General features: G+C 72.8%; 23 protein-coding genes, 1 tRNA gene and 4 pseudogenes. 18 read left to right on the forward strand and 10 right to left on the reverse strand.

The genetic code is table 11. The features are described from left to right. Window positions 1-112 precede the first annotated feature (112 nt). The 5 genes from ACFWMZ_RS12300 (at window position 113) to ACFWMZ_RS12320 (ending at window position 3,468) form a co-directional block, all read left to right on the forward strand. Window positions 113-649 (forward strand): helix-turn-helix domain-containing protein, encoded by a 537-nt coding sequence (locus tag ACFWMZ_RS12300; protein ID WP_383201216.1) that lies wholly within the window; start codon window positions 113-115, stop codon window positions 647-649. A gap of 418 nt (window positions 650-1,067) precedes the next feature. Then, window positions 1,068-1,301 (forward strand): chaplin, encoded by a 234-nt coding sequence (locus ACFWMZ_RS12305; protein WP_383181776.1) that lies wholly within the window; start codon window positions 1,068-1,070, stop codon window positions 1,299-1,301. Between the two features lie 160 nt (window positions 1,302-1,461). Next, window positions 1,462-2,217: a chaplin gene (locus tag ACFWMZ_RS12310; protein WP_383181867.1), complete on the forward strand. Its 756-nt coding sequence runs from the start codon at window positions 1,462-1,464 to the stop codon at window positions 2,215-2,217. Window positions 2,218-2,740: 523 nt separating this feature from the next. Next, a complete protein-coding gene (locus ACFWMZ_RS12315; protein ID WP_383181791.1) occupies window positions 2,741-3,067 on the forward strand; it encodes a hypothetical protein in 327 nt (108 codons plus the stop codon). Between the two features lie 176 nt (window positions 3,068-3,243). Continuing rightward, window positions 3,244-3,468, forward strand: a complete 225-nt coding sequence (locus ACFWMZ_RS12320; RefSeq protein ID WP_383181794.1) for a hypothetical protein — start codon at window positions 3,244-3,246, stop codon at window positions 3,466-3,468. A gap of 212 nt (window positions 3,469-3,680) precedes the next feature. Here the strand turns inward: ACFWMZ_RS12320 and paaK are convergent, their stop codons facing one another. Both paaK and paaI read right to left on the reverse strand, forming a co-directional pair. Continuing rightward, window positions 3,681-5,036 carry a phenylacetate--CoA ligase PaaK gene (paaK, locus tag ACFWMZ_RS12325; RefSeq protein ID WP_383201219.1) on the reverse strand — a complete coding sequence of 452 codons (1,356 nt, stop codon included), beginning with the start codon at window positions 5,034-5,036 and terminating at the stop codon, window positions 3,681-3,683. Beyond that, window positions 5,033-5,410 (reverse strand): hydroxyphenylacetyl-CoA thioesterase PaaI, encoded by a 378-nt coding sequence (gene paaI / locus ACFWMZ_RS12330; protein ID WP_383181869.1) that lies wholly within the window; start codon window positions 5,408-5,410, stop codon window positions 5,033-5,035. Before paaI ends, paaK begins: the two co-directional genes overlap by 4 nt. A 456-nt stretch (window positions 5,411-5,866) precedes the next feature. On the opposite strand from paaI, the gene paaN reads away from it, so the two are divergent. From paaN to paaE, 9 genes are all read left to right on the forward strand, one after another. Beyond that, a complete protein-coding gene (gene paaN, locus ACFWMZ_RS12335) occupies window positions 5,867-7,585 on the forward strand; it encodes a phenylacetic acid degradation protein PaaN (protein ID WP_383201221.1) in 1,719 nt (572 codons plus the stop codon). A gap of 1 nt (window position 7,586) precedes the next feature. Further along, window positions 7,587-8,798, forward strand: a complete 1,212-nt coding sequence (locus tag ACFWMZ_RS12340; protein WP_383181803.1) for a thiolase family protein — start codon at window positions 7,587-7,589, stop codon at window positions 8,796-8,798. Between the two features lie 41 nt (window positions 8,799-8,839). Further along, on the forward strand, window positions 8,840-9,646 hold the full coding sequence (locus tag ACFWMZ_RS12345; protein ID WP_383201369.1) for an enoyl-CoA hydratase/isomerase family protein: 807 nt from the start codon (window positions 8,840-8,842) through the stop codon (window positions 9,644-9,646). Next, window positions 9,643-10,524, forward strand: a complete 882-nt coding sequence (locus tag ACFWMZ_RS12350; RefSeq protein ID WP_383181806.1) for a 3-hydroxyacyl-CoA dehydrogenase family protein — start codon at window positions 9,643-9,645, stop codon at window positions 10,522-10,524. The genes ACFWMZ_RS12345 and ACFWMZ_RS12350 overlap by 4 nt, the downstream gene beginning before the upstream one ends. 67 nt (window positions 10,525-10,591) lie before the next feature. Beyond that, on the forward strand, window positions 10,592-11,572 hold the full coding sequence (paaA, locus tag ACFWMZ_RS12355) for a 1,2-phenylacetyl-CoA epoxidase subunit PaaA (protein WP_383181809.1): 981 nt from the start codon (window positions 10,592-10,594) through the stop codon (window positions 11,570-11,572). Beyond that, window positions 11,569-11,889 (forward strand): 1,2-phenylacetyl-CoA epoxidase subunit PaaB, encoded by a 321-nt coding sequence (gene paaB, locus ACFWMZ_RS12360; RefSeq protein WP_383181812.1) that lies wholly within the window; start codon window positions 11,569-11,571, stop codon window positions 11,887-11,889. Before paaA ends, paaB begins: the two co-directional genes overlap by 4 nt. Before the next feature lie 59 nt (window positions 11,890-11,948). Beyond that, a complete protein-coding gene (gene paaC / locus ACFWMZ_RS12365) occupies window positions 11,949-12,809 on the forward strand; it encodes a 1,2-phenylacetyl-CoA epoxidase subunit PaaC (RefSeq protein ID WP_383201224.1) in 861 nt (286 codons plus the stop codon). Beyond that, complete coding sequence (gene paaD / locus ACFWMZ_RS12370; RefSeq protein WP_383201372.1) at window positions 12,806-13,465, forward strand: 1,2-phenylacetyl-CoA epoxidase subunit PaaD; 660 nt, start codon at window positions 12,806-12,808, stop codon at window positions 13,463-13,465. The genes paaC and paaD overlap by 4 nt, the downstream gene beginning before the upstream one ends. Beyond that, window positions 13,465-14,586, forward strand: coding sequence for a 1,2-phenylacetyl-CoA epoxidase subunit PaaE (gene paaE / locus ACFWMZ_RS12375; protein ID WP_383201227.1), 1,122 nt, complete (start codon window positions 13,465-13,467; stop codon window positions 14,584-14,586). The genes paaD and paaE overlap by 1 nt, the downstream gene beginning before the upstream one ends. A gap of 191 nt (window positions 14,587-14,777) precedes the next feature. Here the strand turns inward: paaE and ACFWMZ_RS12380 are convergent, their stop codons facing one another. Beyond that, window positions 14,778-15,188 carry a rodlin gene (locus ACFWMZ_RS12380; protein ID WP_383181819.1) on the reverse strand — a complete coding sequence of 137 codons (411 nt, stop codon included), beginning with the start codon at window positions 15,186-15,188 and terminating at the stop codon, window positions 14,778-14,780. Window positions 15,189-15,471: 283 nt separating this feature from the next. Between ACFWMZ_RS12380 and ACFWMZ_RS12385 the strand changes: the two genes are divergently transcribed. Beyond that, entirely contained in the window at window positions 15,472-15,882 is a 411-nt protein-coding gene (locus tag ACFWMZ_RS12385) for a rodlin (RefSeq protein WP_383181820.1), read from the forward strand. Window positions 15,883-16,350: 468 nt separating this feature from the next. Here the strand turns inward: ACFWMZ_RS12385 and ACFWMZ_RS12390 are convergent, their stop codons facing one another. The 4 genes from ACFWMZ_RS12390 to ACFWMZ_RS12405 all read right to left on the reverse strand — a co-directional run bounded on the left by ACFWMZ_RS12390 (window position 16,351) and on the right by ACFWMZ_RS12405 (window position 19,525). Further along, window positions 16,351-16,851, reverse strand: a complete 501-nt coding sequence (locus ACFWMZ_RS12390; RefSeq protein ID WP_383181822.1) for a DUF5949 family protein — start codon at window positions 16,849-16,851, stop codon at window positions 16,351-16,353. Window positions 16,852-16,960: 109 nt separating this feature from the next. Next, on the reverse strand, window positions 16,961-18,286 hold the full coding sequence (locus ACFWMZ_RS12395) for an SLC13 family permease (RefSeq protein WP_383201230.1): 1,326 nt from the start codon (window positions 18,284-18,286) through the stop codon (window positions 16,961-16,963). 533 nt (window positions 18,287-18,819) lie between these two features. Next, window positions 18,820-19,053, reverse strand: a complete 234-nt coding sequence (locus ACFWMZ_RS12400) for a hypothetical protein (RefSeq protein WP_383201233.1) — start codon at window positions 19,051-19,053, stop codon at window positions 18,820-18,822. 7 nt (window positions 19,054-19,060) lie between these two features. Beyond that, a complete protein-coding gene (locus ACFWMZ_RS12405; RefSeq protein ID WP_383201235.1) occupies window positions 19,061-19,525 on the reverse strand; it encodes a hypothetical protein in 465 nt (154 codons plus the stop codon). A gap of 488 nt (window positions 19,526-20,013) precedes the next feature. Here ACFWMZ_RS12405 and ACFWMZ_RS12410 point away from each other — a divergent pair. Further along, window positions 20,014-20,086, forward strand: a tRNA-Arg gene (locus tag ACFWMZ_RS12410). Here the strand turns inward: ACFWMZ_RS12410 and ACFWMZ_RS12415 are convergent. The 3 genes and pseudogenes from ACFWMZ_RS12415 to ACFWMZ_RS12425 all read right to left on the reverse strand — a co-directional run. Continuing rightward, window positions 20,048-20,557, reverse strand: a complete 510-nt coding sequence (locus ACFWMZ_RS12415; RefSeq protein ID WP_383201375.1) for a tyrosine-type recombinase/integrase — start codon at window positions 20,555-20,557, stop codon at window positions 20,048-20,050. The two genes, ACFWMZ_RS12410 and ACFWMZ_RS12415, sit on opposite strands and share 39 nt — an antisense overlap. 17 nt (window positions 20,558-20,574) lie before the next feature. After that, a pseudogene (locus ACFWMZ_RS12420) lies at window positions 20,575-20,913 on the reverse strand (IS110 family transposase); the annotation flags it as partial. Between the two features lie 260 nt (window positions 20,914-21,173). Then, window positions 21,174-21,456 (reverse strand): annotated as a pseudogene (locus ACFWMZ_RS12425) (transcriptional regulator); the annotation flags it as partial. On the opposite strand from ACFWMZ_RS12425, the pseudogene ACFWMZ_RS12430 reads away from it, so the two are divergent. Then, window positions 21,440-22,047: pseudogene (locus ACFWMZ_RS12430) on the forward strand (XRE family transcriptional regulator); the annotation flags it as partial. The pseudogenes ACFWMZ_RS12425 and ACFWMZ_RS12430 overlap by 17 nt on opposite strands. Further along, a pseudogene (locus tag ACFWMZ_RS12435) lies at window positions 22,044-22,585 on the forward strand (GNAT family N-acetyltransferase). The pseudogenes ACFWMZ_RS12430 and ACFWMZ_RS12435, both read left to right, overlap by 4 nt. Window positions 22,586-22,686: the final 101 nt, after the last annotated feature.

Genomic DNA, 22,686 nt, shown 5'->3' on the forward strand with positions numbered 1-22,686 from the left:
CTTCCTCACCGGAGCGTCGGCGCCCCCGCGCCGTGGCCGTCGGCGCCCGCGCCCTGGACGCCGCGCCGACCCGTACGCGACCCACCCTCCCCCCACACGGACGGAGCAGCACATGCCGACGCAGAAAGGCCGCCAGCAGAAGGCCCGCAAACAGAAGGGCCGCCGCCACCGCACCGTCAACCGCACCCCGCGCCCCGTCACCCGGAGCCGGCCGCCGGGCAGCGCCGGGCAGGGCACCGGGCCCACGGCGCCGACGGCCACCGCCCGGACGGCGGCGTCCGCGGCCCCGAGGCCGGCGGCCGAAACGGCGTCCGCCGGAACGCGGGCGGCCGCGCCGCCCGAGCCCCCGCGGCAGGCGTCCCCCGCGCCCCTCCCCGACGCTCCCGCCGAGCTCTTCGCCCCCGTCGGCGCGGGCGGGCTCGGGCGGACCGCCGAGCGGAGCTGGCGCCACCTGGCCGCCGCCGGTGCCGAGGGCGCCGGCCTGGACGAGGTGAGCGCGGCCGTGGGCTACCAGCAGGCCACGGTCACCCGCCACCTGGAGGGCCTCGCCGAGCGCGGGTTCGCGCGGGTGGACGGCGAGCGCTGGTACGCCGTGGCGCCCGGCGGCGTACCGGCCGGGGCCACGAGCGGCGTTCCCGCCCGCGCCTGACGGGACGTCGACGCGCGCGGGCCGGGCCCGCATCGCGGGGCCCGGAAGAGCACCTTGGGACAGCGTCGCCCGCCTCTCGCGCCCGTATCGCCCCGGACCTCAAATAGAACTATTCACTCACTCCGTTACGTGGCCGGTGCAGACAACGTTGGGCACTGCGGTTCGTTCCCTGGCCGGGTCTGGGCGGCATCCAGCTCCCCAGACCCGGCGCCCGAAGAAGAAACCGTTCCTCAATTCCCCGGTCGCCATCCGACACGGCGCGTTCGGGTGGCGGCGGGAAACCGCCCGCATTTCCTCAGTTTCCTCGCACCCATCCGGTCGTTACCGATAACGACGGCGACGACACGGGGCGTGACACCGACTCGTGCAGCGCGAAAGACGTAGCTGTGTAGGGCGTCGCCGCCGGAAAGGTACAACCGTGAAGTACATGAAGAGCGCCGCATTCATCGCCGGTTCGCTGATGGCCGTGGGCGTGGCCACCCCGGCCCTGGCCGACGCGGGCGCCGGTGCCGCCGCCACCAACTCCCCCGGCGTCATCTCGGGCAACGCCGTCCAGGTCCCGGTCCACATCCCCGTGAACCTCTGCGGCAACACCGTGAACGTCGTCGGCCTGCTGAACCCGGCCTTCGGCAACACCTGCGCCAACGTCTGACGGCGCCCTCCGGGCGCGCGACGCCTGGACCCGCGGAGCGGCCCCCGAGCGCACGCCATGCGTTCGGGGGCCGTTTCCCCCAGCAGCACGGGCGGGCATCGGGCCCTCCCGACCTGAAAAGACAGGGAACGATCAAGTGCGACAGGTTATGAGCAGGAGCATGCTCGCCGCCGCGGCGGCGACCGGCCTCCTCTCGGTGACGGGCGGAGCCGCCTACGCCGACGCCGGAGCGGCGGGGGCCGCCACCAACTCCCCCGGGGTCGCTTCCGGCAACGCCGTCCAGGCCCCGGTCCACGTGCCGGTGAACCTCTGCGGCAACACCGTGAACGTCATCGCGCTCCTCAACCCGGCCTTCGGCAACGCGTGCGCCAACACCGGTGACGGTGGCGCCCAGGCGGAGGCCGCCGCGACCGACTCCCCCGGCGTGGCCTCCGGCAACGCCGTGCAGGCCCCGGTCCACGTGCCGGTGAACGTCTGCGGCAACTCCGCCAACGTGGTCGGCCTCCTCAACCCGGTCTTCGGCAACGAGTGCGTCAACGGCGGCGCTCAGCCGCCCACGGAGGAGCCCCCCACCGAGCAGCCCCCGACCGAGGAGCCGCCCACGGAGGAGCCCCCGACCGAGGAGCCTCCGACCGAGGAGCCCCCCACCGAAGAGCCGCCCACGGAGGAGCCCCCCACCGAGCAGCCCCCGACCCAGGAGCCGCCCACGGAGGAGCCCCCCACGGAGGAGCCCCCCGCCGAGGAGCCCCCGGCCGACGAGCCGCCCGCCGACGAGCCCCCCACCGGGCGCGACAAGCCGAAGGACGAGCTGGCCCGGACCGGCGCCGACCAGATCGGTGCGGCCGCCGCTCTCTCCGCCGCCCTGCTCGGTGGTGGCCTGCTGATGGTCCGCCGCGGCAACGCCGCCCGCCGCTGACCGACCGGGCCCCTCGGGCCCACCGCGCCCCGCCCGGCCCCACCGCCGGGCGGGCCCGCGATCGGGCCGCCTCACGGAATGCGTGAGGCGGCCCGATCGGCGTTTCCCAGCGGCTCCGCGCCCCCGCGGCGCATTCGCGATTGCTCGAAGGCCCTTACTGCTGGGGCAAATCACCGCTCGGGCCACAGCGGAGGCCTACGGCAATTGCGGGGCCCCGCAGCCGCGGGCGCGCATTCCCCGGCCGGGAGAGGTGAGCAGCTCGCGCGGCGGATTTCCGGCCGCCCCCTTTCCGTACGCGGCGCCCATTCCGCGCCCGGCGCGCGCTCCTCCACCCGGTCGCACCATCAGCCCGGCACCGGCCACGCGTCCGGGTGAATCGGTCGGAGCCGGCCGTCCGCCGGGTTTCCCCGACGGGCGCTTTTCGTTGAGCAGGCGGACGCGAGAAGTCAGATGCGAGCACTCGGACGAGCACTCGGATTCGACCGGACCGCCGGGCCGTTCCCGGCGTGGAAGAAGGACCCACATGAAGCACCGCAGGACCGCCTCCGCCGTCGCCGTCTCGATGCTGGCCGCCGGTGCCGCCGCCGCGGCGGCCACCCCGGCGCTCGCCGCCGACAGCACGTCGGTGCCGATGAGCCTCAACGCCGGCGTGGACACGCTGACCCGGTCGCTAGAGACCGACCGCCTCGGCGGCCAGCTCACCGACCCGTTGCTGCGTGGCGCCGACAGCGCCGTGGACCAGGTGCGGGGCAGCGACCTCGGGAAGGCCGGGGAAGGCGTCGGCCAGGTCGCCGGTGCCGCCCAGTCCCTGCTCGGCGGGGTGCCGCTGGAGGGCCTGCCGCTGGCCTGAGCCGGGGGACCGGCGGCGGCGCCCGTGCACGACCGCGCGCAGGGCGCACCCGCTGGGCGCCCGTCCGGCCCCCGAAGACCCCCCGGAGTGCTGGTCGGCGGCGCGGCGCGTTAGGGGTGGGGGCCTGCGGAGGTATGGCTCCTGACGTCCCTTTTTCTCCGCACACAGGAGTAAGCATGCGCAAGATGCTCGGCCGTACGGCAGCCGCCGCGGCCCTCGCCGCCGCCGCCATCGTCCCGCTCGCCGGCACCGCCTCGGCCGTGGAGCCGACGCCCACCGGCCACCAGGGCACCTTCTGGAGCGACCCGGACAACGACTACCCGACCGACCAGAAGCAGGACAACGACCTCCTGGACCTCGACCAGGTGCTGAACGACGCGCTCGACCTCGACCTCCTCTGACCGGCGGTCGAAACCGGAGGCGCCTGGAGCCCTCGGGCCCGCTGACGCTTCCTTCCCGGGGCTAGCCCTGGGCGCTTGGGAAGGGGCTCCGCGCCCCACGGTGCGCGGAGCCCCTTCCGCGTACCCGGGGCAGCCGGCTCCTCGCAGTGGGTGGACCGCTCAGGCGGAACCCGGCGCCCGCCGCACCCCTCCGACGGGCCAGGGCGCGGGATTCAGGCCGGTGCGGCGGCGCGCTCGTCGACGATGCGGCGGATCTTGCCGACGGAGCGTTCCAGCGTCTCGGGGTCGACGATCTCCACGGCGGCGGTGACGCCGACGCCGTCCTTGATGGCCTTGCCGATCGCCGCGGCGGCGCTCTCGCGCACCGCGGTGCCGGCGGTGGGCCGGGCCTCGGCGCGCACGGTGAGGTGGTCCATCCGGCCGCGCTTGGTCAGCCGGAGCTGGAAGTGCGGGGCGACGCCCTCGGTGCGGAGCAGGATCTCCTCGATCTGGCTCGGGAAGAGGTTGACCCCGCGCAAGATGATCATGTCGTCGGAGCGTCCGCTGATCTTCTCCATCCGGCGCATGGCGGGCCGGGCGGTGCCGGGCAGCAGCCGGGTCAGGTCGCGGGTGCGGTAGCGGACGACGGGCATGGCCTCCTTGGTGAGGCTGGTCAGGACCAGCTCACCGGGCTCGCCGTCGGGCAGCACCTCGCCGGTGACCGGGTCGACGATCTCCGGGTAGAAGTGGTCCTCCCAGAGGTGCAGGCCGTCCTTGGTGTCGACGCACTCCTGGGCGACGCCGGGGCCCATCACCTCGGAGAGGCCGTAGATGTCGACGGCGTGCAGGTCCATCCGCTGCTCGATCTCCCGGCGCATCTCCTCGGTCCACGGCTCGGCGCCGAAGACGCCCGCGCGCAGCGAGGTGGAGCGCGGGTCGATGCCCTGGCGGTCGAACTCGTCGAGGAGGGTGAGCAGGTAAGAAGGGGTGACCATGATGATCTCGGGACGGAAGTCCTGGATGATCTGGACCTGCCGGGCGGTCATGCCGCCGGAGGCGGGGATCACGGTGCAGCCGGCCCGCTCCACGCCGTAGTGCGCGCCGAGGCCGCCGGTGAACAGCCCGTATCCGTACGCCACGTGGACCTTGTCGCCCGGGCGGGCGCCGGCGGCGCGCAGCGAGCGGGCGACGAGGTCGGCCCAGACGGAGAGGTCGTTGTCGGTGTAGCCGACGACGGTGGGGCGGCCGGTGGTGCCGCTGGAGGCGTGGATGCGGCGGATGTCGGCCTGCGGGACGGCGAACATGCCGAAGGGGTACGACGCGCGCAGGTCTGCCTTGGCGGTGAAGGGGAACCGCGCGAGGTCGTCCAGGGTGCGGCAGTCGTCCGAGGTGACCCCGGCCTCCTCGAACTTGTGGCGGTACAGCGGCACGTTGTCGTAGGCGTGGCGCAGACTCGCCTGCAGCCGCTCCAGCTGGAGGACGCGCAGCTCGGGCACGGTGAGGCGCTCGGCGGGGTCCTTCAGCTCGTCGGGCAGCGGCTCGCCCAGCCGGGACGTCCCTGTCCCGGCCGCAGTGGTGTTCATGATCATCCTTCCACGGCTCGTATCACGCGGCTGTGGCCGCGGAACTCGGCGACGACCTGGTCGTCACGGGTGATGCGCACGTCGTAGACGCCGCTGCGTCCGAAGCGGGTGCGTTCGACGGCGTGGGCCGTCAGGACGTCGCCCTCGCGGGCGGGGGCGACGAAGACGATGTCGGCCGCGGCTCCCACGGTGACCGGACCGTAGCTGTTGCAGGCGCAGGCGAAAGCGGTGTCGGCGAGCGAGAAGAGGAAGCCGCCGTGGGCGTTGCCGTGGCCGTTGACCATGGCGCCGGTGACGGTCATCCCGACCCGCGCGGTGCCTTCGCCGACCGCCTGGAGGGTCATCCCGAGCCCCTGCGAGGCGGCGTCGGCGGCGAACATGCGGGCGGCGGGGTTGTCGGGGACGAGGCCGACGGGGCCGGCGGCCGGGGTGCGGGTGCCGGGGTCCCCGGCCGCGAGCTCCCCGGCGGCGGCCTCCCGGACGGCACGCGCGCCCACGCCTCCCGCCGGCGCCCCCTGGTCCCCTGCCGGCGCGCGTGGCGCTGCCCGCGTCACCCGGTCGGCCGTACCGGCCGTGTCGGGTGTCGCGGCCCCGCGCCCGGGTGCCGGGGCGGGCGCGTCGGCGCTCCCGCCGGCCGGCGGCACGCCCGGAGTCACGGCCTCCGCCGCTGCCGGGAGACCGGTGCGGGGGCCGGTGCGGGGAGCGGCCCGCGAGCCGGTCCGCGTGTCCTCGCCACGTCCCATGCGGCCATCACCCCTTGCTGCCCGACCGAACATTCGGTTAGCTTGCGACCAGCTCAGTAATTCAGCATCCGATCTGCCTGTCAAGGGGTGCCCATGCCTTCTCCCGACGCCACCGCCACCACCGGTGCGGCCGACTTCTTCGCCCGCCACGAGACCCTGCTGAGCAGGGCTTCGGCCGAGATCACCGCCCGCGGCTTCTGGTCGGCGTACCCGGAGTCGCCGAGCCGTTCCGTCTACGGCGACGGCGCGGCCGAGGCGGGCGAGGCGGCCTTCGAGGCGCGGCTCGGCCAGGCCTTCGAGCTGCCCGGGCACCCGGGCGAGCCCGGTGCCGTCGGCGGTGAGGTCTCCCCGTACGGCCGGGTGCTCGGCGTGACGTACCCGCGCCTGGCCCCCGCCGACGCGGTGGCCGCCGCCAAGGCCGCCGGGCGCGGCTGGCGCCGGGCGACGCCGGACGAGCGGGCCGGGGTCGCGGCGGAGATCCTGGCCCGGCTCAACGCGGCCTCCTTCGAGATCGGCCACGCCGTCCACCACACCACCGGCCAGCCCTTCGTGATGGCCTTCCAGGCGGGCGGGCCGAACGCGCAGGACCGGGGTCTGGAGGCGGTGGCGTACGCCTGGGCGGAGCAGAAGCGGCACCCGGCGGCGGCGCGGTGGGAGAAGCCCGCCCGCAAGGGGGAGCCGACGGTGCTGGAGAAGACCTTCACGCCGCTCGGCGCGGGCGTCGCGCTGCTGATCGCCTGCAACACCTTCCCGACCTGGAACGGCTACCCGGGCCTGTTCGCCTCGCTGGTCACCGGCAACCCGGTGATCGTCAAGCCGCACCCGGGCGCGGTCCTGCCGCTGGCGATCACCGTCGCGATCGCCCGCGAGGTGCTGGCCGAGGCCGGGTTCGACCCGGACGTGGTGCTGCTGGCCGCCGAGGAGGCCGACGGGCGCAGCGCCGCCGAGCTGGCCGTCCACCCGGACGTGCGGATCGTCGACTTCACCGGCTCCTCGGAGTTCGGCACCTGGCTGGAGCGCAACGCCCTCCAGGCCGCCGTGTACACCGAGAAGGCCGGTCTCAACACCGTCGTCCTGGACTCCACCGACGACTACAAGGGCCTGCTGCGGAACCTCTCGTTCTCGCTCTCCCTCTACAGCGGCCAGATGTGCACCACCCCGCAGAACCTCTACGTACCGCGCGAGGGTTTCGCCACCGACCAGGGCGTGAAGACCCCGGTCGAGTTCGGCGCCGACCTGGGCGCGGCCCTCGACAAGCTGCTCGGCGCCCCGGAGCGGGCGGCCGGCACGCTCGGCGCGCTGGTCGGCGCCCCGGTCGTGGAGCGGGTCGAGCGGGCCGCGAAGCTCGGCGGGACGAGCTGGGGCGGGCAGGCCCTGGTCCACCCCTCCTCGGAGGCGGCCGTGCAGCGCTCGCCGCTGGTCACGCTGGTGGACGCCGACGCGGACGCCGAGACGTACCGCAGCGAGTGGTTCGGGCCGGTCTCCTTCGTGGTCGCCACCGACTCCACCGACCACTCCCTGGCGCTCTTCCGGGAGACCGTCGGCGAGCACGGCGCGCTGACCGCCACCGTCCACTCCACCGACGAGGCCGTGCTGGAGCGGACCCGCGAGGCGGCGCTCGACGCGGGCGTGCACCTGGCGGAGAACTTCACCGGCTCCGTCTTCGTCAACCAGTCGGCGGCCTTCAGCGACTTCCACGGCTCGGCCGCCAACCCGGCCGCCTCCGCCACCCTCACCGACCCGGCCTTCGTCACCGGCCGCTTCCACACCCTCCAGTCCCGCCGCCCGGCGCGCGCCGTCCAGGGGGCCTGAGGTGCCGGAGGAGGTCTACCTGATCGACGGGGCCCGCACCCCGCAGGGCAAGTACGGCGGCGCCCTCGCCCAGGTCCGCCCCGACGACCTGGCCGCGCTCGTCGTCGGCGAGGCCGTGCGGCGCTCCCAGGTGCCCGCCGACGCGATCGACGAGGTGATCCTCGGCGCCGCCAACCAGGCGGGCGAGGACAACCGCGACGTGGCGCGGATGGCGGTGCTGCTGGCGGGGCTGCCGCACACCGTGCCCGGCTACACCGTCAACCGGCTCTGCGCCTCGGGCCTGACCGCCGTCGCCTCCGCCGCGCAGGCCGTCCGCTCCGGCGAGGCCGAGGTGGTGGTGGCGGGCGGCGTCGAGTCGATGACCCGCGCCCCCTGGGTGATGGCGAAGCCGGGTACGCCCTGGGCCAAGCCCGGCGAGGTCTTCGACACCTCGCTGGGGTGGCGGTTCACCAACCCCCGGTTCTCGGCGGCCGACCGGGCCCCGGCGCCGGGCGAGGGGCCGGTGACGCTGTCGATGGGCGAGACGGCCGAGGAGGTCGCCGCGCTCGACGGGATCACCCGCGAGAACTCCGACGCCTTCGCGCTCCGCTCGCACCAGCGGGCCGTCGCCGCCCAGCGCGCCGGGCGCTTCGACCGGGAGATCGTCCCGGTCCCGGTCAAGGACGGCGAGGTCACCGCCGACGAGGGGCCGCGCCCCTCCACCACCCTGGAGAAGCTGGCCACGCTGCGGACCGTCTTCCGGGCCGACGGCATCGTCACCGCCGGCGCCTCCTCACCGCTCTCCGACGGCGCCTCGGCGCTCGTCGTGGCGAGCGGCGCGGCCGTAGAGCGGTACGGACTGACCCCGCGCGCCCGGATCACCGCCGCCGCCTCGGCCGGGGTCGAGCCGCACCTGATGGGCCTCGGCCCGGTCCCGGCGACCCAGAAGGCGCTGGAGCGGGCCGGGTGGACGACCGCCGACGTGGAAGCGGCCGAGCTGAACGAGGCGTTCGCCGCGCAGGCGCTCGCCGTGATCGGCCGCCTGAAGCTGGACCCGGAGCGGGTCAACGCGGACGGCGGCGCCATCGCACTCGGCCACCCGCTGGGCTCCTCCGGCTCCCGCATCCTGCTGACCCTGCTGGGCCGCCTGGAGCGCGAGGAGGCACGGCGCGGCCTGGCCACGCTCTGCGTCGGCGTCGGCCAAGGCGTCGCGATGCTGGTGGAGCGGGTATGAGTACGGGTACGGGGACCCCCGAGCAGGACGCCGGTACCGCCATGGACACCGCATCCGAGCACACCGGGCCGTCGCCCCTGGCGTCGGCCAAGTTCACCACGCTCACCGTCGAGGAGCGCCCGGACCGGGTCGTCGTCACCCTGGACCGGCCCGAGGCGCGCAACGCCATCAGCGCCCGCATGATCCGCGAGCTGCACACCGTCTGCGAGGCGCTGGAGGACGAGCCGCGCTTCCTGCTGCTGACCGGCGCGGGCCGGGTCTTCGCGGGCGGTGCCGACATCGCCGAGCTGCGCGAGCGCGGCCGCGACCAGGCGCTCCAGGGCGTCAACAGCCGCCTCTTCGAGCGGGTGCGGCGCCTCCCCCTGCCGACGCTGGCCGCCGTCGACGGCTGGGCGCTGGGGGGCGGCGCCGAACTGGCCTACGCCTGCGACCTCAGGATCGCCGGGCCCGACGCGGTCTTCGGCAACCCGGAGCCCGGCCTCGGCATCCTCGCCGCCGCCGGCGCCTGCTGGCGGCTGCCCGAGCTGGTCGGCGAGTCGGTCGCCAAACAGGTGCTGCTGGCCGGCCGACGGCTGGACGCGCGGGCGGCGCTCGCCTGCGGCCTGGTCGCGGACGTGGTCCCCGCCGATGAACTGACGGCCGCCGCCCACCGGATGCTGGACCGGATGGCCCGCCAGTCGGCCACCGCCCTGCGCCTGACCAAGCTCGTCATGGACGCCCCCGGCGCCCACCCGGTCGCCGACGACCTCGCGCAGGCGGTGCTCTTCGAGTCCGCCGACAAGCGCGAGCGGATGACCGCCTTCCTGGAACGCTCCACCACCCCCGCCCCGACGGAGGCCCGCTCATGATCACCGGACCGAGCCAGGCGCCGGCCCCCGCCCTTCCGAAGAGCGTCGCCGTGATCGGCGGCGGCCGGATGGGCGCGGGCATCGCCCAGTCCTTCGCCACCGCCGGGGCGCCCGTCACCGTGGTCGAGCAGAGCCGCGAGGCCGCCGAGACGGTCCGTACCCGGGTCGCCGGTTCGCTGGAGCGGGCCGCTGGGCGCGGGCTGATCGACGTCGGCCCCGCCGAGGTGCTGGACCGGATGGCCTTCGCCGACGCGGTGACCGGGCTCGACCCGGCGACCGAGCTGGTCGTGGAGGCCGTACCGGAGGACGCCGGGCTGAAGGCGAAGCTGCTGGCCGCCGCCGAGCAGGTGGTGGGCGAGGCCACGGTGCTGGCGACCAACACCAGCTCGCTCTCGGTGACCGAGCTGGCCGCCGTGCTGAACCGCCCGGCCCGCTTCCTCGGCATGCACTTCTTCAACCCGGTCCCGGCCTCCGCCCTGATCGAGCTGGTCGTCGCCGAGTCCACCGAGCAGGCCGTGATCGACCGGGCGCTGGCCTGGACGGCGGCGCTCGGCAAGAAGGACGTCGTCGTCAAGGACTCCCCGGGCTTCGCCTCCAGCCGCCTCGGCGTGGCGCTCGGCCTGGAGGCCATCCGCATGGTCGAGGAGGGCGTCGCCTCCGCCGAGGCCATCGACGACGCCATGCGGCTCGGCTACAAGCACCCGATGGGCCCGCTGCGCCTGACCGACCTGGTCGGCCTCGACGTCCGCCTGGCCATCGCCGAGTACCTGCACGCCACCCTCGGCGACCGCTTCGCCCCGCCGCAGCTGCTCCGCGACAAGGTGGCCCGCGGCGAGCTGGGCCGCTCCACCGGCCAGGGGTTCCACACGTGGCAGTGACCGAGGCGGGCGCCGCGTACCGGCGTGCGTACCCGAGTCCGATCCGCAGCGAGAGGCAGTGAGGCAGATGACCACGACCGAGGCGCCCGGCGAGAGCGGGCTCCAGGAGTACTTCGACGGGACGATCGCCCGCGACCAGCGAGTGGAGCCGCGCGACTGGATGCCCGAGGGGTACCGCAAGACGCTGATCCGGCAGATCGCCCAGCACGCGCACTCCGAGATCATCGGCATGCAGCCGGAGGGCGACTGGATCACCCGCGCGCCTTCGCTGCGCCGCAAGTCGATCCTCTTCGCCAAGGTGCAGGACGAGGCGGGGCACGGCCTGTACCTGTACAGCGCCGCGGAGACGCTCGGCGCCGACCGCGACGACCTCACCGAGCGGCTGATCACCGGCCGCCAGAAGTACTCGTCGATCTTCAACTACCCGACGCCCACCTTCGCCGACGTCGGCGTCATCGGCTGGTTCGTGGACGGCGCCGCCATCTGCAACCAGGTCCCGCTCTGCCGCAGTTCGTACGGCCCCTACGCCCGCGCCATGGTCCGGGTCTGCAAGGAGGAGTCGTTCCACCAGCGGCAGGGTTACGAGCTGCTGATGACGATGATGTCCGGTACCGAGGGCCAGCGGGCGATGGTGCAGGACGCGGTGGACCGCTGGTGGTGGCCGTCGCTGATGATGTTCGGCCCGCCGGACGACAACTCGCCCAACTCCGAGCGCTCGATGGCCTGGAAGATCAAGCGGCACTCCAACGACGAGCTGCGCCAGCGCTTCGTCGACATGACCGTGCCCCAGGCCGAGCACCTCGGCGTCACCCTCCCCGATCCCGGACTGCGGTGGAACGAGGAGCGCGGCCGGTACGACTTCGGCACCCCCGACTACGCCGAGCTGATGCGGGTCATCTCCGGCGACGGCCCGTGCAACGCCGAGCGCGTCGCCCGCCGTCGCGCCGCACACGAGGAGGGCGCCTGGGTCCGCGAGGCCGCCGCCGCCCACGCCGCCAAGCACACCGCCCGCCACACCGGGCCCGACCGGACGGAGGCCGCCGCGTGAGCGAGACCCCTACCCCCGCCCCCACCGAGAGCCCGCGCGGCTCCTGGCCGCTCTACGAGATCTTCGTGCGCGGCAAGCGCGGCCTCAACCACGTCCACGTCGGTTCGCTGCGGGCCGCCGACGACCGGATGGCCCTGCTCAACGCCCGGGACCTCTACACCCGCCGCAACGAGGGCGTCTCCGTCTGGGCCGTCCGCTCCACCGACATCGCCGCCTCCGCCCCCGACGAGAAGGACCCGTTCTTCGCGCCGAGCGGCGACAAGGTCTACCGGCACCCGACCTTCTACGACATCCCCGAGGACGTCCCGCACATCTGACGCGGGTCCCGCCCCCACCGCCCCGAGCAGCAGAGCAACACGGAACAAGGAGCACCCGGATGAGTGACGACCACCTCTCGGCGTCCCTGGCCGCCGGAAGCGAGGACGGCGAGGGCCGCTGGGCGTTCGGCACGGGCTTCGAGGACCCGCTGCACGGCGTGGACACGGCGGTGCCCGACGGGGTCGACGCCGCCGCCCTCGCCGCGCTGTGCCTGGCCCTCGGCGACGACGCCCTGGTCGGCGCGCAGCGCCTGGCCCAGTGGACCACGGACGCGCCCGAGCTGGAGATCGAGTTGGCCCTCGCCAACATCGGCCTCGACCTCCTCGGCCAGGCCCGCCTGCTCTACGCCCGCGCCGGCCAGGTCGACGGCACCGGGCGCGGCGAGGACGACTACGCGTACTGGCGCGACGCCGACGCCTTCCGCAACGTCCGCCTCGCCGAACTCCCGCGCGGTGACTTCGCCTTCGCCATGGCCCGGCTGCTGGCCCTCTCCGCCTGGCGGCTCGCCCTCTTCCAGCGGCTCGCCTCGACACCCGACCCCGTGCTGGCCGCCATCGCCGCCAAGGGCGTCAAGGAGCTGGCGTACCACCGGCAGTTCGCCGCCGACTGGATCGTGCGGCTCGGCGACGGCACCGAGGAGTCGGCCCGGCGCATGCAGGCCGGGTACGACGAGGTCGGGCCGTGGCTGGGCGAGCTGGCCGCCGACACCTCTGCCGACGCACTCGGCGCCGACGCGGCGGAGGCCGCCGCCGCGCTGCGGCAGGTGTGGGAGGAGACGGCGCGCGCGGCCGGGCTGACGGCCGGCGCGTACCGGGCGCACTCCGGCTCGGGCCGGGCCGGGGAGCGCACCGAGCACCTCGCGCCGCTCCTCGACGAGCTCCAGTCGGTGGCCCGCGCCCACCCCGGGGCGGCGTGGTGACCCGGCCCGGCGCGGCGGTCACCGTCCCGGCCGCGCTCTTCGACGCGGGGCTCGACGCAGTCCTCGCCGAGGCCGCCCGCGACACCGGCGGGCCCGCCCCGCGTGCGGTGCCGGTCGCGGAGCCCGCCGTGCCCGTCGACGGCGACGACGACGGGCTGGCCCGGGCCCGCGCCGCGGCCGCCGCCGTCCGCGACCCCGAGCTGCCCATGCTGACCCTCGCCGACCTCGGTGTTCTGCGCTCCGTCGCCTACGCGACGGACGGCGCGGTCGAGGTGGCGCTGACGCCCACCTACTCGGGCTGCCCGGCGCTGGCCGAGATGCGCGCGGAGACCGTACGGGCGCTGCACGGCGCCGGGTTCCCCGAGGTGCGGGTGCGGACCGTGCTGGACCCGCCGTGGTCCACCGCCTGGATCAGCGAGGCCGGGCGCCGCGCCCTCGCCGAGCACCACATCGCGCCGCCCGGACCGGCGCCGCGCCCGTCGGGCCCGGTGCCGCTCACGCTGTCGCCGACCCGCTCCGCCGCTCCCGAGGTGGCGTGCCCGCTCTGCGGGTCGGGGCGGACGGAGGAGATCTCCCGGTTCTCCGCCACCTCCTGCCGGGCGCTGCGGCGCTGCCTCGCCTGCCGGGAACCCTTCGAGCACGTCAAGGAGATCTGATGTCCGCGCCCACCTCGCCCGCCCCCGCCGCGCCCGCCCCGGCCCCCGCCCGCCGCAGGCCCCGGTTCCACGCGCTGCGGGTGGCGTCCGTGGAGCCGCTGTGCGAGGACGCCGCCGCCATCACCTTCGAGGTGCCCGACGCCCTCGCGGACGCCTTCGCCTTCGCGCCGGGCCAGTCCCTGACGGTCCGCCGCACCGTCGACGGCCGCGACGAGCGCCGCTCGTACTCGCTGTGCGCCCCGGCGGGGGCGGCGCCCCGGATCGGCGTGCGGGTGGTGCCGGACGGCCTCTTCTCGACGTGGCTGGTGCGCGGCGTGCGGCCCGGCGACGTGCTCGACGTGATGGAGCCGACCGGCCTGTTCACCCCGGCCCTCGGCGAGCCGGAGCACCATGTCCTGGTCGCCGCCGGCTCCGGCATCACCCCGATGCTCTCCATCGCCGCCTCGGTCCTCGCCGGGCACCCCGAGGCCCGCGTCACCCTGCTGTACGGCAACCGCCGCTCGGGCACGGTGATGTTCGCCGACGAGATCGCCGACCTGAAGGACCGCTACGCCGACCGCTTCCAGGTCGCCCACATCCTCTCCCGGGAACCCCGCGAGGCCGAGATCCTCTCCGGCCGCCTCGACGCCGACCGCCTCGCCGCCCTGGTCCCGGCCCTGCTGGAGGTGGCCGACACCGACCACTGGTGGCTCTGCGGCCCGCACGGCATGGTCCGCGACGCGCAGGCGCTGCTGGAGCGGCTGGGGGTGCCGGGCGACCGGGTCCACCAGGAGCTCTTCTTCGCCGACGACCAGGAGGAGCCCGCCCCGGTCCGCCGCGACGAGGACGCGCTGCCGAAGGGCCCGGTCTCCGAGGTGACCCTGGTCCTCGACGGGCGCTCCAGCACCTTCCCGGCGAGCCGCGCCGAGACCGTCCTCGACGGCGCCCAGCGCGTCCGCCCCGACATGCCGTTCGCCTGCAAGGGCGGCGTCTGCGGCACCTGCCGGGCCAAGGTCACGGCGGGCGAGGCGGAAATGCGGCGCAACTTCGCGCTGGAGGAGGCGGAGGTCGAGCAGGGGTACGTCCTGACCTGCCAGACCCGGCCGGTGTCGGAGAAGGTCACGGTCGACTTCGACGGGTGAGCCGGGGCGTTCGCCCGCCCGTCAGGCGTACGTACCGTACGCAGCACAAAGCCCCTGACGTGCGGTCAGGGGCTTCGTAGCCGGTCGGCCGGTCACCGGCGGGGGTCGCCCTCGGTGGCTCGGTGGGCGCGCGCGTCCGCTGCCGACGGGGATTCCGGCGCGGCACGGGCCCGGGAGCCGGGCGGGGTGCGTCAGCTGTTGCCGGCGCCGTTGCCCGAGAGGATCGGAAGGTTGCTCAGGAGGTGCGAGAGCGGCTCGTCACCCTTGGTCTGGGTGGAGTTCTCGACGCACTGCTGCTGCTGCGGCGACGAGAGGACGTTGAGGTCCTGGACCGAGACCGGCACGATGCCGACGAGCGAGCCGATGTTGGCGTCGGCGGGCAGGCCGATGCACGGCTTGTTGAACGAGCCCTGGATGAGGCCGATCTGCGGGCTCATGTCACCGGAGGTGGAGGAGTTGCCGTAGTACTGCTCGGCGCCGTTGCCGCTCAGCGACGTGTGGCCGTTGTCGTCGCCGATGGCCATCGCCGGAGCAGCGGTGGCGGCCCCCATACCGATCGCGGAGGCGGCCACGGCCGCGGAGACCATCATCTTCTTCAGCATCTGCTTTTCCTCTTCTTCCGATGTGCACGGGTCGTGCTCCCCGCGCTCTCTGGACAACTCGCCACTCCGTATTTGGTGACGCCGGTTCACTCGAACGGAAAGCGGTTCCGCCTCTCCCTCCTCACGCATCCCATTCCTTCGTCGGCTCCGATAATCGGAGAACTCCACACCCCCTCACCCGCCATTGGAGTGACACCGCCCGAACAGGCATAACCTCCCCGAGGGCGACGAGTTGTTCAGGGCGCCTCACCCCCGGGGCACTCCATCGGAAAGAGGAATCACTGTGATCAAGAAGGTCATGGCTACCGCTGCCGTCGCCGTCTCCATCCTGGGTGCGGGCGCTGCCGCGGCCGCTCCGGCGATGGCCATCGGCGACGACGGCGGCCACACGTCGCTGAGCGGCAACGGTGCCGAGCAGACCTACGGCAACACCTCGATCGCCGGCGACCAGAGCCCCCAGCTCGGCCTGGTGCAGGGCTCCCTGAACAAGCCCTGCGTCGGTGTGCCCGTCGATGCGAACGTCGGCTCGCTCGTCGGCGTCGTGCCGGTCACCGTCCAGGACATCGACGTCCTGTCGTCGCCGCAGAAGCAGCAGTGCGTCGAGAACTCCACCCAGTCCAAGGGTGACGAGCCGCTCTCGCACATCCTGAGCAACATCCCGGTGCTCTCGGGCAACGGTGCCGGCAACGGCTGACCCGCCCCCCGGCTCGCCGGGCAGCGATCCCAGCGCAGACCCCGCCGTGCGGCGGGGTCTGCGCTGCGTTCGTTCCGGCGCCGATCGCGAGGAGGGGCTAATTTCCCGTACGGCAGAATGCACACCTTCCCCTCCTCTCTCCTCTCCCTCCCCCCCTCCGCCCCCCTCTTCGTTCTTCCCCGCGTTTTCTGTGGCACGAATTCCGCGGAGGCAGAGCAGCGGGGGAAAAAGCGAGCGCCCGTCACCGGAGCGGCGCGTGGAAATCCCTCAGGATCCGCCGAGCGGTTTTCCCTTCCCCCACGCCCTCGCATTCGTGGGTGAGTCCGCCCCCGGGAACGAGATCGGCGCACCGGAAACATCCGGTGCGCCGACAGTCGGGCGGGCGACGGGCTCACCACCCGGCGCGAAAAGGAGTACGGGGGCGCGCTGAGGGGGCGCCCCCGGACCCGGGGCTCAGGCACTCACAGCTCAGCGCAGGCTGCTGACCGGCACCAGGCAGTGGGCCGAGGCGGTGATCACCTCTTCGTCGCCGACGAACGCCTTGAGCGCCTCTTCCTCCAGCGGTACCCCCGGCGCGGCCTGCGGCCACGGCTTGGTGGTGAACATGAAGTACACCTGCCCGCGGGCATGCGCGGCGGCCGTCCATTCGTCCGGCACCACGCACTGGGCGTTGAGGTGCTGCACCGTCAGGGTGGCGCTGTTCCCGGTGACGAGCACCGACACGGGCACGTGGGAGGAAGACCCGTCGACGATCCCGCCGCCGACCGGCAGCGCCGAGCGCTCCAGCAGGAGCCGTACGGCCGCCTCGCCGGCCTCGGGCCCGGCCGCGCCGTCGCCGAGGGAGTAGGCCAGCAGGAAGGGCATGTCCTGACCGTCGTTGACGTTCTCCCCGGCCCAGGCGATCACCGTGATGGTGCCGAGGTGGCTCGGGTCGAGCTGGGTACCGGTGGCTGAGGTAGCAGAGGTCATAGCCCCGGACCCTAGGGGCGCCCGGACCCGCCGGGCACCCCGCGTCACCCGTACGGCCCAACGCCCGGGCGTCGTTGTAGCCCGTACGGGGACATCGGCCGGTCCGGTGTCAGGCGGGCCAGCCCAGGACGAAGTAGCGGAGCCAGACGTAGAGCGCGGCCACCGCGATCGACATGGCGGTCACCACGAGCCCGTACTTGCTGAACTTCCAGAAGGAGATGTGGTGTCCGTGGCGGGCGGCGATGCCGACCACCACGACGTTGGCGGAGGAGGCGATGATCGTGGCGTTGCCGCCGAGGTCGGCGCCGAGCGCGAACGCCCACCACAGCACGTTGGCCTCGGAACTGCCGCCGGAGGCGCTGACGATCTCCTCGACGATCGGGCTGACCGAGGCGACGAACGGGATGTTGTCGATGACCGCGGAGGGCACCACCGAGCCGACGAGCAGCACCATGGATGTGCTGAGCAGCTCGCCGCCGGCGGCGTCGGCGGCGGCCCTGCCGATGTCGGCGATGATCCCGGTCTGCACCATCGCGCCGACCATGACGAACAGACCCGCGAAGAACGCCAACGTCTCCCACTCGACGTCCTTGACGACCTCGCCGGTGTCGACCTTGGCGACGATCCGGAGCCGGGAGAGCCCCAGCAGCACCAGACCGCCCGTGATGGCGACCACCGACGGCTCCAGGTGGAGCCAGGTGTGCAGGACGAAGCAGGCCATCACGATGGTGATCACCACGCCGCAGACCCACAGCAACCGCGGGTTGCGGATCATCTCCCGCTCGTCCAGCTCCAGCGCCGCGCGCGCCCGGTCGGGGTCGTAGTGGAAGGCCGAGCGGAACAAGAACCGGCACAGCACGCAGAGCATCGCGATGAGCACGACCACGATCGGCGTCATGTGCAGCAGGAAGTCGTTGAACGACAGACCGGCGCGGGCGCCGATGATGATGTTGGGCGGGTCGCCGATGAGGGTGGCGGCGCCGCCGATGTTGCAGGCCATCACCTCGGCGATGAGGTAGGGGATGACGGGGAGGCCGAGCCGCACGCAGACCGAGATGGTCACGGGCGCCATCAGGAGCACCGTGGTCACGTTGTCGAACCAGGGGGACGGCACGGCCGTCGCCAGGATCAGCAGCACCATCAGCCGGTACGGCTCGCCCTTGGCGCGTTTGACGGCCCACACCGCGACGTACTCGAACACGCCGGTGTGTTTCAGCACGGCGACGATCAGCATCATCCCGAGCAGCAGGATGAGCACGTTCCAGTCGATGCCCTCGTGCTCCGAGAAGAAGGCGTGCTCGGGCCGCGTCGCCCCGATCACCAGCATGATGACGGCGCCACCGAGGGCGACCGTCACCCGGTGCACCTTCTCGGTGGCTATGAGTACGTACGCACCGACGAACACCGTCACGGCCAGCCAGCTCGTGACCCCCACGACAACACCCCCCTGTTCCTCCCGCTCCCCCACCCCGACGAAAACGGAACAGGACCTGCCCACACACGCCCGACGCGGTGGAACGGGACGTGTCCATGTCGAGTGCCCCCACACTCACCCGCACCCCACGACCGGCACCATGGGTGTCACCACCCATATCCCGCCCCATGCCACCCCCAACCCTGAGCGCGGGGATGCGGGGTGGGCCCCATGGGCGCCGGGCGCCGGAGGAGGGGACACGTACGCCGGGAGCGCGGGGAGAGGAGTGTGCCTCCGGGGCACCACTCGGCGACCTGCGCGCACGGCCGACTGACGAGCGACCTGAGCTACGCCCACCCGCCGGACGGGCGCCGAACGCACACCCCTGGCACCAGACACCATCCCGGTCTTCCCCACCCGCTACGCCCATCCCCAGCCCCCTGCGCCCACCCCTCGCTCGAACTGGCTCCCCATCACCACTCGACACAGGCATCAAGAGGGGCGGGTTCGTGAAGGCGGGACGTAACCGGCCAGACTCCGCCCCGCTACTGCGCTCACATGGGCTCGTTGCGTTTCTTCGTCATCCGCGACTGGCAGGCCCAACGCGCAAGCGTCCCGACGGCGAGGGAGACGATGATGGCCCCGGAGTCGATGACGTGCGGGAGCCCGGGAAAAAAGCCGAAGAAGATGAGCGTGCCGACGAGGCCCGCGACGAACGCCAGGATCCCGGCCTGACGCCGCCGCGCCTTCCAGGCCTCGTCCCGCCCCTGTTGCTGCTGGTGGCTCATGAGTGGCTCACTTCGTGATGTGGTGGCACTGGCTCACGCGCCGCACACCGTTGACGTGGAGATGGGCGCACGCCTTGCCATAACGAGGCAGAGTCTGCGGAGAGTTGTTCCGCATCGGATCGATCTTGCACTCGGAGTGCGTCGCGCCACGAGATGTCCTGTACGTCCTGTTATCGGTGTCGGCGTACGTGAAATCGATGCGCCAGTTGCAGAACCCGCTACCGAGAGCCCCGACGAACCCACAGTCGACGCCGGCGTTCTGGTACGTGATCTTCTTCCCTTTGCCCCTGATGATGTGCGAGAACATGCAGCCGGTCGGGATCTTCATCGTCGCACTGCCCACGCTGTACTCGAAGGTCTGGACAGGTGTCGATCCCACAGCCCCGGCCTGCGCCTGCGACGGACTGGTCAGCACGAGCGCGCCGGCAATGGCGAGAGCGGCGACAAGCCTGGATGTGTACTGCGTGGCCACGGTCTGGCCCCTTCCGACGGAGTGCCCTGATGGTCGGAAAACCCCATCGGCGCGATCATGGTTCTGGGCGATGGGACGGTTCCCCCCTGCCGAGTGATCAAGACTCGGCACGCTGACCAGCTACTTCGCACGCCTCAAGGGCCTGGAGCACAAGGCGCACCGTCGCGGATGCCCGCCACGGCCTCCTGACCCGCCAGCGGTGTCCGACGAGCTGGGCCCCTCGGAGGCGCTGATCACGGCCAAAGATTCCCTCCCCAGGTCAGGCGGCATGGCACGAACGCTCGGCGGCACGTGACAGGAACGGGGGGCGACCTCCGCAACCCCTATCCGCTAGGCTGTCAGCGGTCAGTCGACCTTCAGGGCACAACCTGGGAAGTGGCCCCTTCGGGCCTACCCAACCTCCCCCTGGCGGACGCCTGACCAGGGCGCTTACCTCACCTCTCCTGGCCTCCCCCACTGGGATCTCCAGCAGGGGCCCGGCAAGCCCCGCCTCCGTAGCTCAGGGGATAGAGCACCGCTCTCCTAAAGCGGGTGTCGCAGGTTCGAATCCTGCCGGGGGCACAACGCGTTACCGCTCTGACCTGGCATTTCTCCCCCAGGGAGGGTTCCTACTCGGCCTCGGACTCCTCGTCCGGGGCCGTTTGGCGTGAGCGGACGGAGAGTTGATCTCCGAATTCCTCCCAACGGATCAGCATCATCCGGCACGGACTCCGGGCCGGGATACTCCGCGTCATCGGGCCCGGGCTCCGCTTCGGGGGCGGTGTTCTCGGAGGTGTCGCGGGCGCGCGGGACGAGTCTGGCAGCAGCCTCGGCGATCGCAAGGTCCGCTTCGGGGAGCAGGCTCGTGTACGTGTCGGCCGTAATGGTGATCGAGGAGTGGCCGAGCATCTCCTGGATGTCCTTGAGGTCGGCCCCGGCCGCGTGGGCGAGGGTCGCGGCGCCGTGGCGGAGGTCATGGAGCCGGAGCGGTGGGAGACCGATCTCCTCGTACAGCTCGATGAACCGCCGTGTGACGTTGGCGGGATGCAGCAACTCGCCGTTCTCCTTGGTGCAATGACCACGGCGTCTTTCGCGTCGGTCTTGGCCTCGCCGGGGTAGAGGTCGGCGATCCGCCGCATGGCGAGTCCGGGCAGGTAGGCGACCTGGCAGCCGGCGTCCCGGGCGACGGTCAGTGGGAGGGCTCCGATGGAGGCGGGCTGGTCCACGACCACCAGGACCGTGCCGAACTTGGCCGTGAGCTTGTCGAAGACAGCCCGCAACTTCGTTTCGCTGTTCGGCAGCTGCTTGTCAAACACCTTCTTCCCGGCCGGGGTCAGGCCGTGGCCGTGGTGCGTCTGCTTACCGGCGTCCAGGCCCAGGAAGACCCCCACCCCGTCGATGCTGATCACCGTGCCCCCACATGTGTCGATGCGTGCCGGCCTCAAGGTCGGGAGCCGTTCTCGCGCATCCACGTTATGCAGACCTGCCGCCCGCAAGTGGCCTGGCATTGCGCCCGGCCGGGCGGTGGTCGGACATCTGATCAGCGTCTCCGACGGCACCCCTCGGACCCGGTGACACCACCCCCCAGGTCATCCGTTCGACAGGAGGCAACAGTCATGCCGGGCCCGGACGCCAGCGGTCCTCTTACAGGACCATGAAAAAGATAACGGGGCAGGTCGGGTGGAGTGGCGCCGTCTTCACGGAGTCGGCGGCGGAGGTGGCGGAGGTTGTACTTGGCGGAGATGGCCTGGTCAGCGTACTGGGTCCGCTTGCGCTCGGCCTCTTCCTGCTGGGCGCGGCTGGTGGTGGTCTTGGCTGCGAACCGGGCCCTGTTCTTCCTCGTCGAGGGCGGCGAGGGCGGTTTGTACGAGGCTGGCGTGGTGCTCGAAGTCGGGGACGAGTCCGGTGTCGTAGCCGGGCACCTCCTCTTCACCGGTGAAGTGGCGTAGCCACGCGGGAGCCATGTACAGGCACATGGGCCGCCCCGCCGATGCGCTCGCCGCCAACGGTGTCGCCCGCACTCTGCACATCACGCGCCGTGACCCGCTGTTCGCGTCCCTCGGCCTGGCCCGCCAGGCAGCGATTCACGGTGTGGCGCAGGATCGCACCGGCACCCGTCGCGCGTTCGATCAGGGACAGGACGCCATGCTGCGTGCCGACCCGGACGAGTACCGGCCGGTGTGGATGCTCGCGTTCTACGATCAGGCAGAGTTGGACTCCTTGGCCCTGTCCGCCTACTTGGCGCTGGGCGACTACCCGGCCGCCGAGTTCCACGCCCACCGCTGCCTGTCCGCCCTGCGACCCCACATGGCCCGTTCCCGGGCCATCACCACGACCCGGCTCGCACACGCCCAACTCGCGCAGGGCGCCGCCGACGCCGCCACGGCCACCGCGATGAAGGTCCCCGCCGAGCCGCTACCCAGCACGCCCGCGTATCGCGCATGCTGCAGGAGTTCGGGGCTGCGCTACGCGCCACCGCGCCAGGTAGCTCTACCGTGCAGACTTGGACCGAGCACACCGCCGCCTGGAGGACCGCCGCATGACCACGGCACCCGCCATCGAACTGCGCACGTTCACCACCCTCGACACCGTCCGCGGCGATCTCCTCGACGTGTACGCCGATGTGCGCGCCCCGCTCCTCCACCTACCGAACTACGCTGTCACCGCATTCGGCGAGCGCCTGGACCGACACGGCGGCGAGCCAGGGTTCACGGCCGTCCTCGCGTATGCAGACGGGCATCCGGTCGGCTACGCCTACGGCAACACCATCGAGCACGGTGACCGTTACTGGCAGCGCACCAGTCCCCAGCCGCCGAACAAGTACACCGAGCGACCGGCCGTGGCCCTGAAGGAGATCGGTGTCCGGCCGGCCTGGAGGAAGACCGGCACTGCCCGGCGCATCCACGACGCCCTCCTCGCCACACGCGACGAGCCGTACGTCACGCTCATGGTCAACCCGGCCGCTGGGGATGGAAAGGTCCACGCGCTCTACAAGTCGTGGGGGGGTACGAGGACATCGGGCAGAGCCAGCCGTCACCGGCCTCGCCGGTCCTCACTGTGATGATCCGCGCTGTCCGCTGAACAACACCATCCTGCACGCTTCAAAGCGGGGACCTCCTGCCCGATAACGTCCCGGTCGAGTGCGTGACCGCCATGACCGGCACTCTCACCGGCTCCTCGGG

This window comes from Streptomyces sp. NPDC058373 (assembly GCF_042723275.1).
GTDB lineage: Bacteria > Actinomycetota > Actinomycetes > Streptomycetales > Streptomycetaceae > Streptomyces.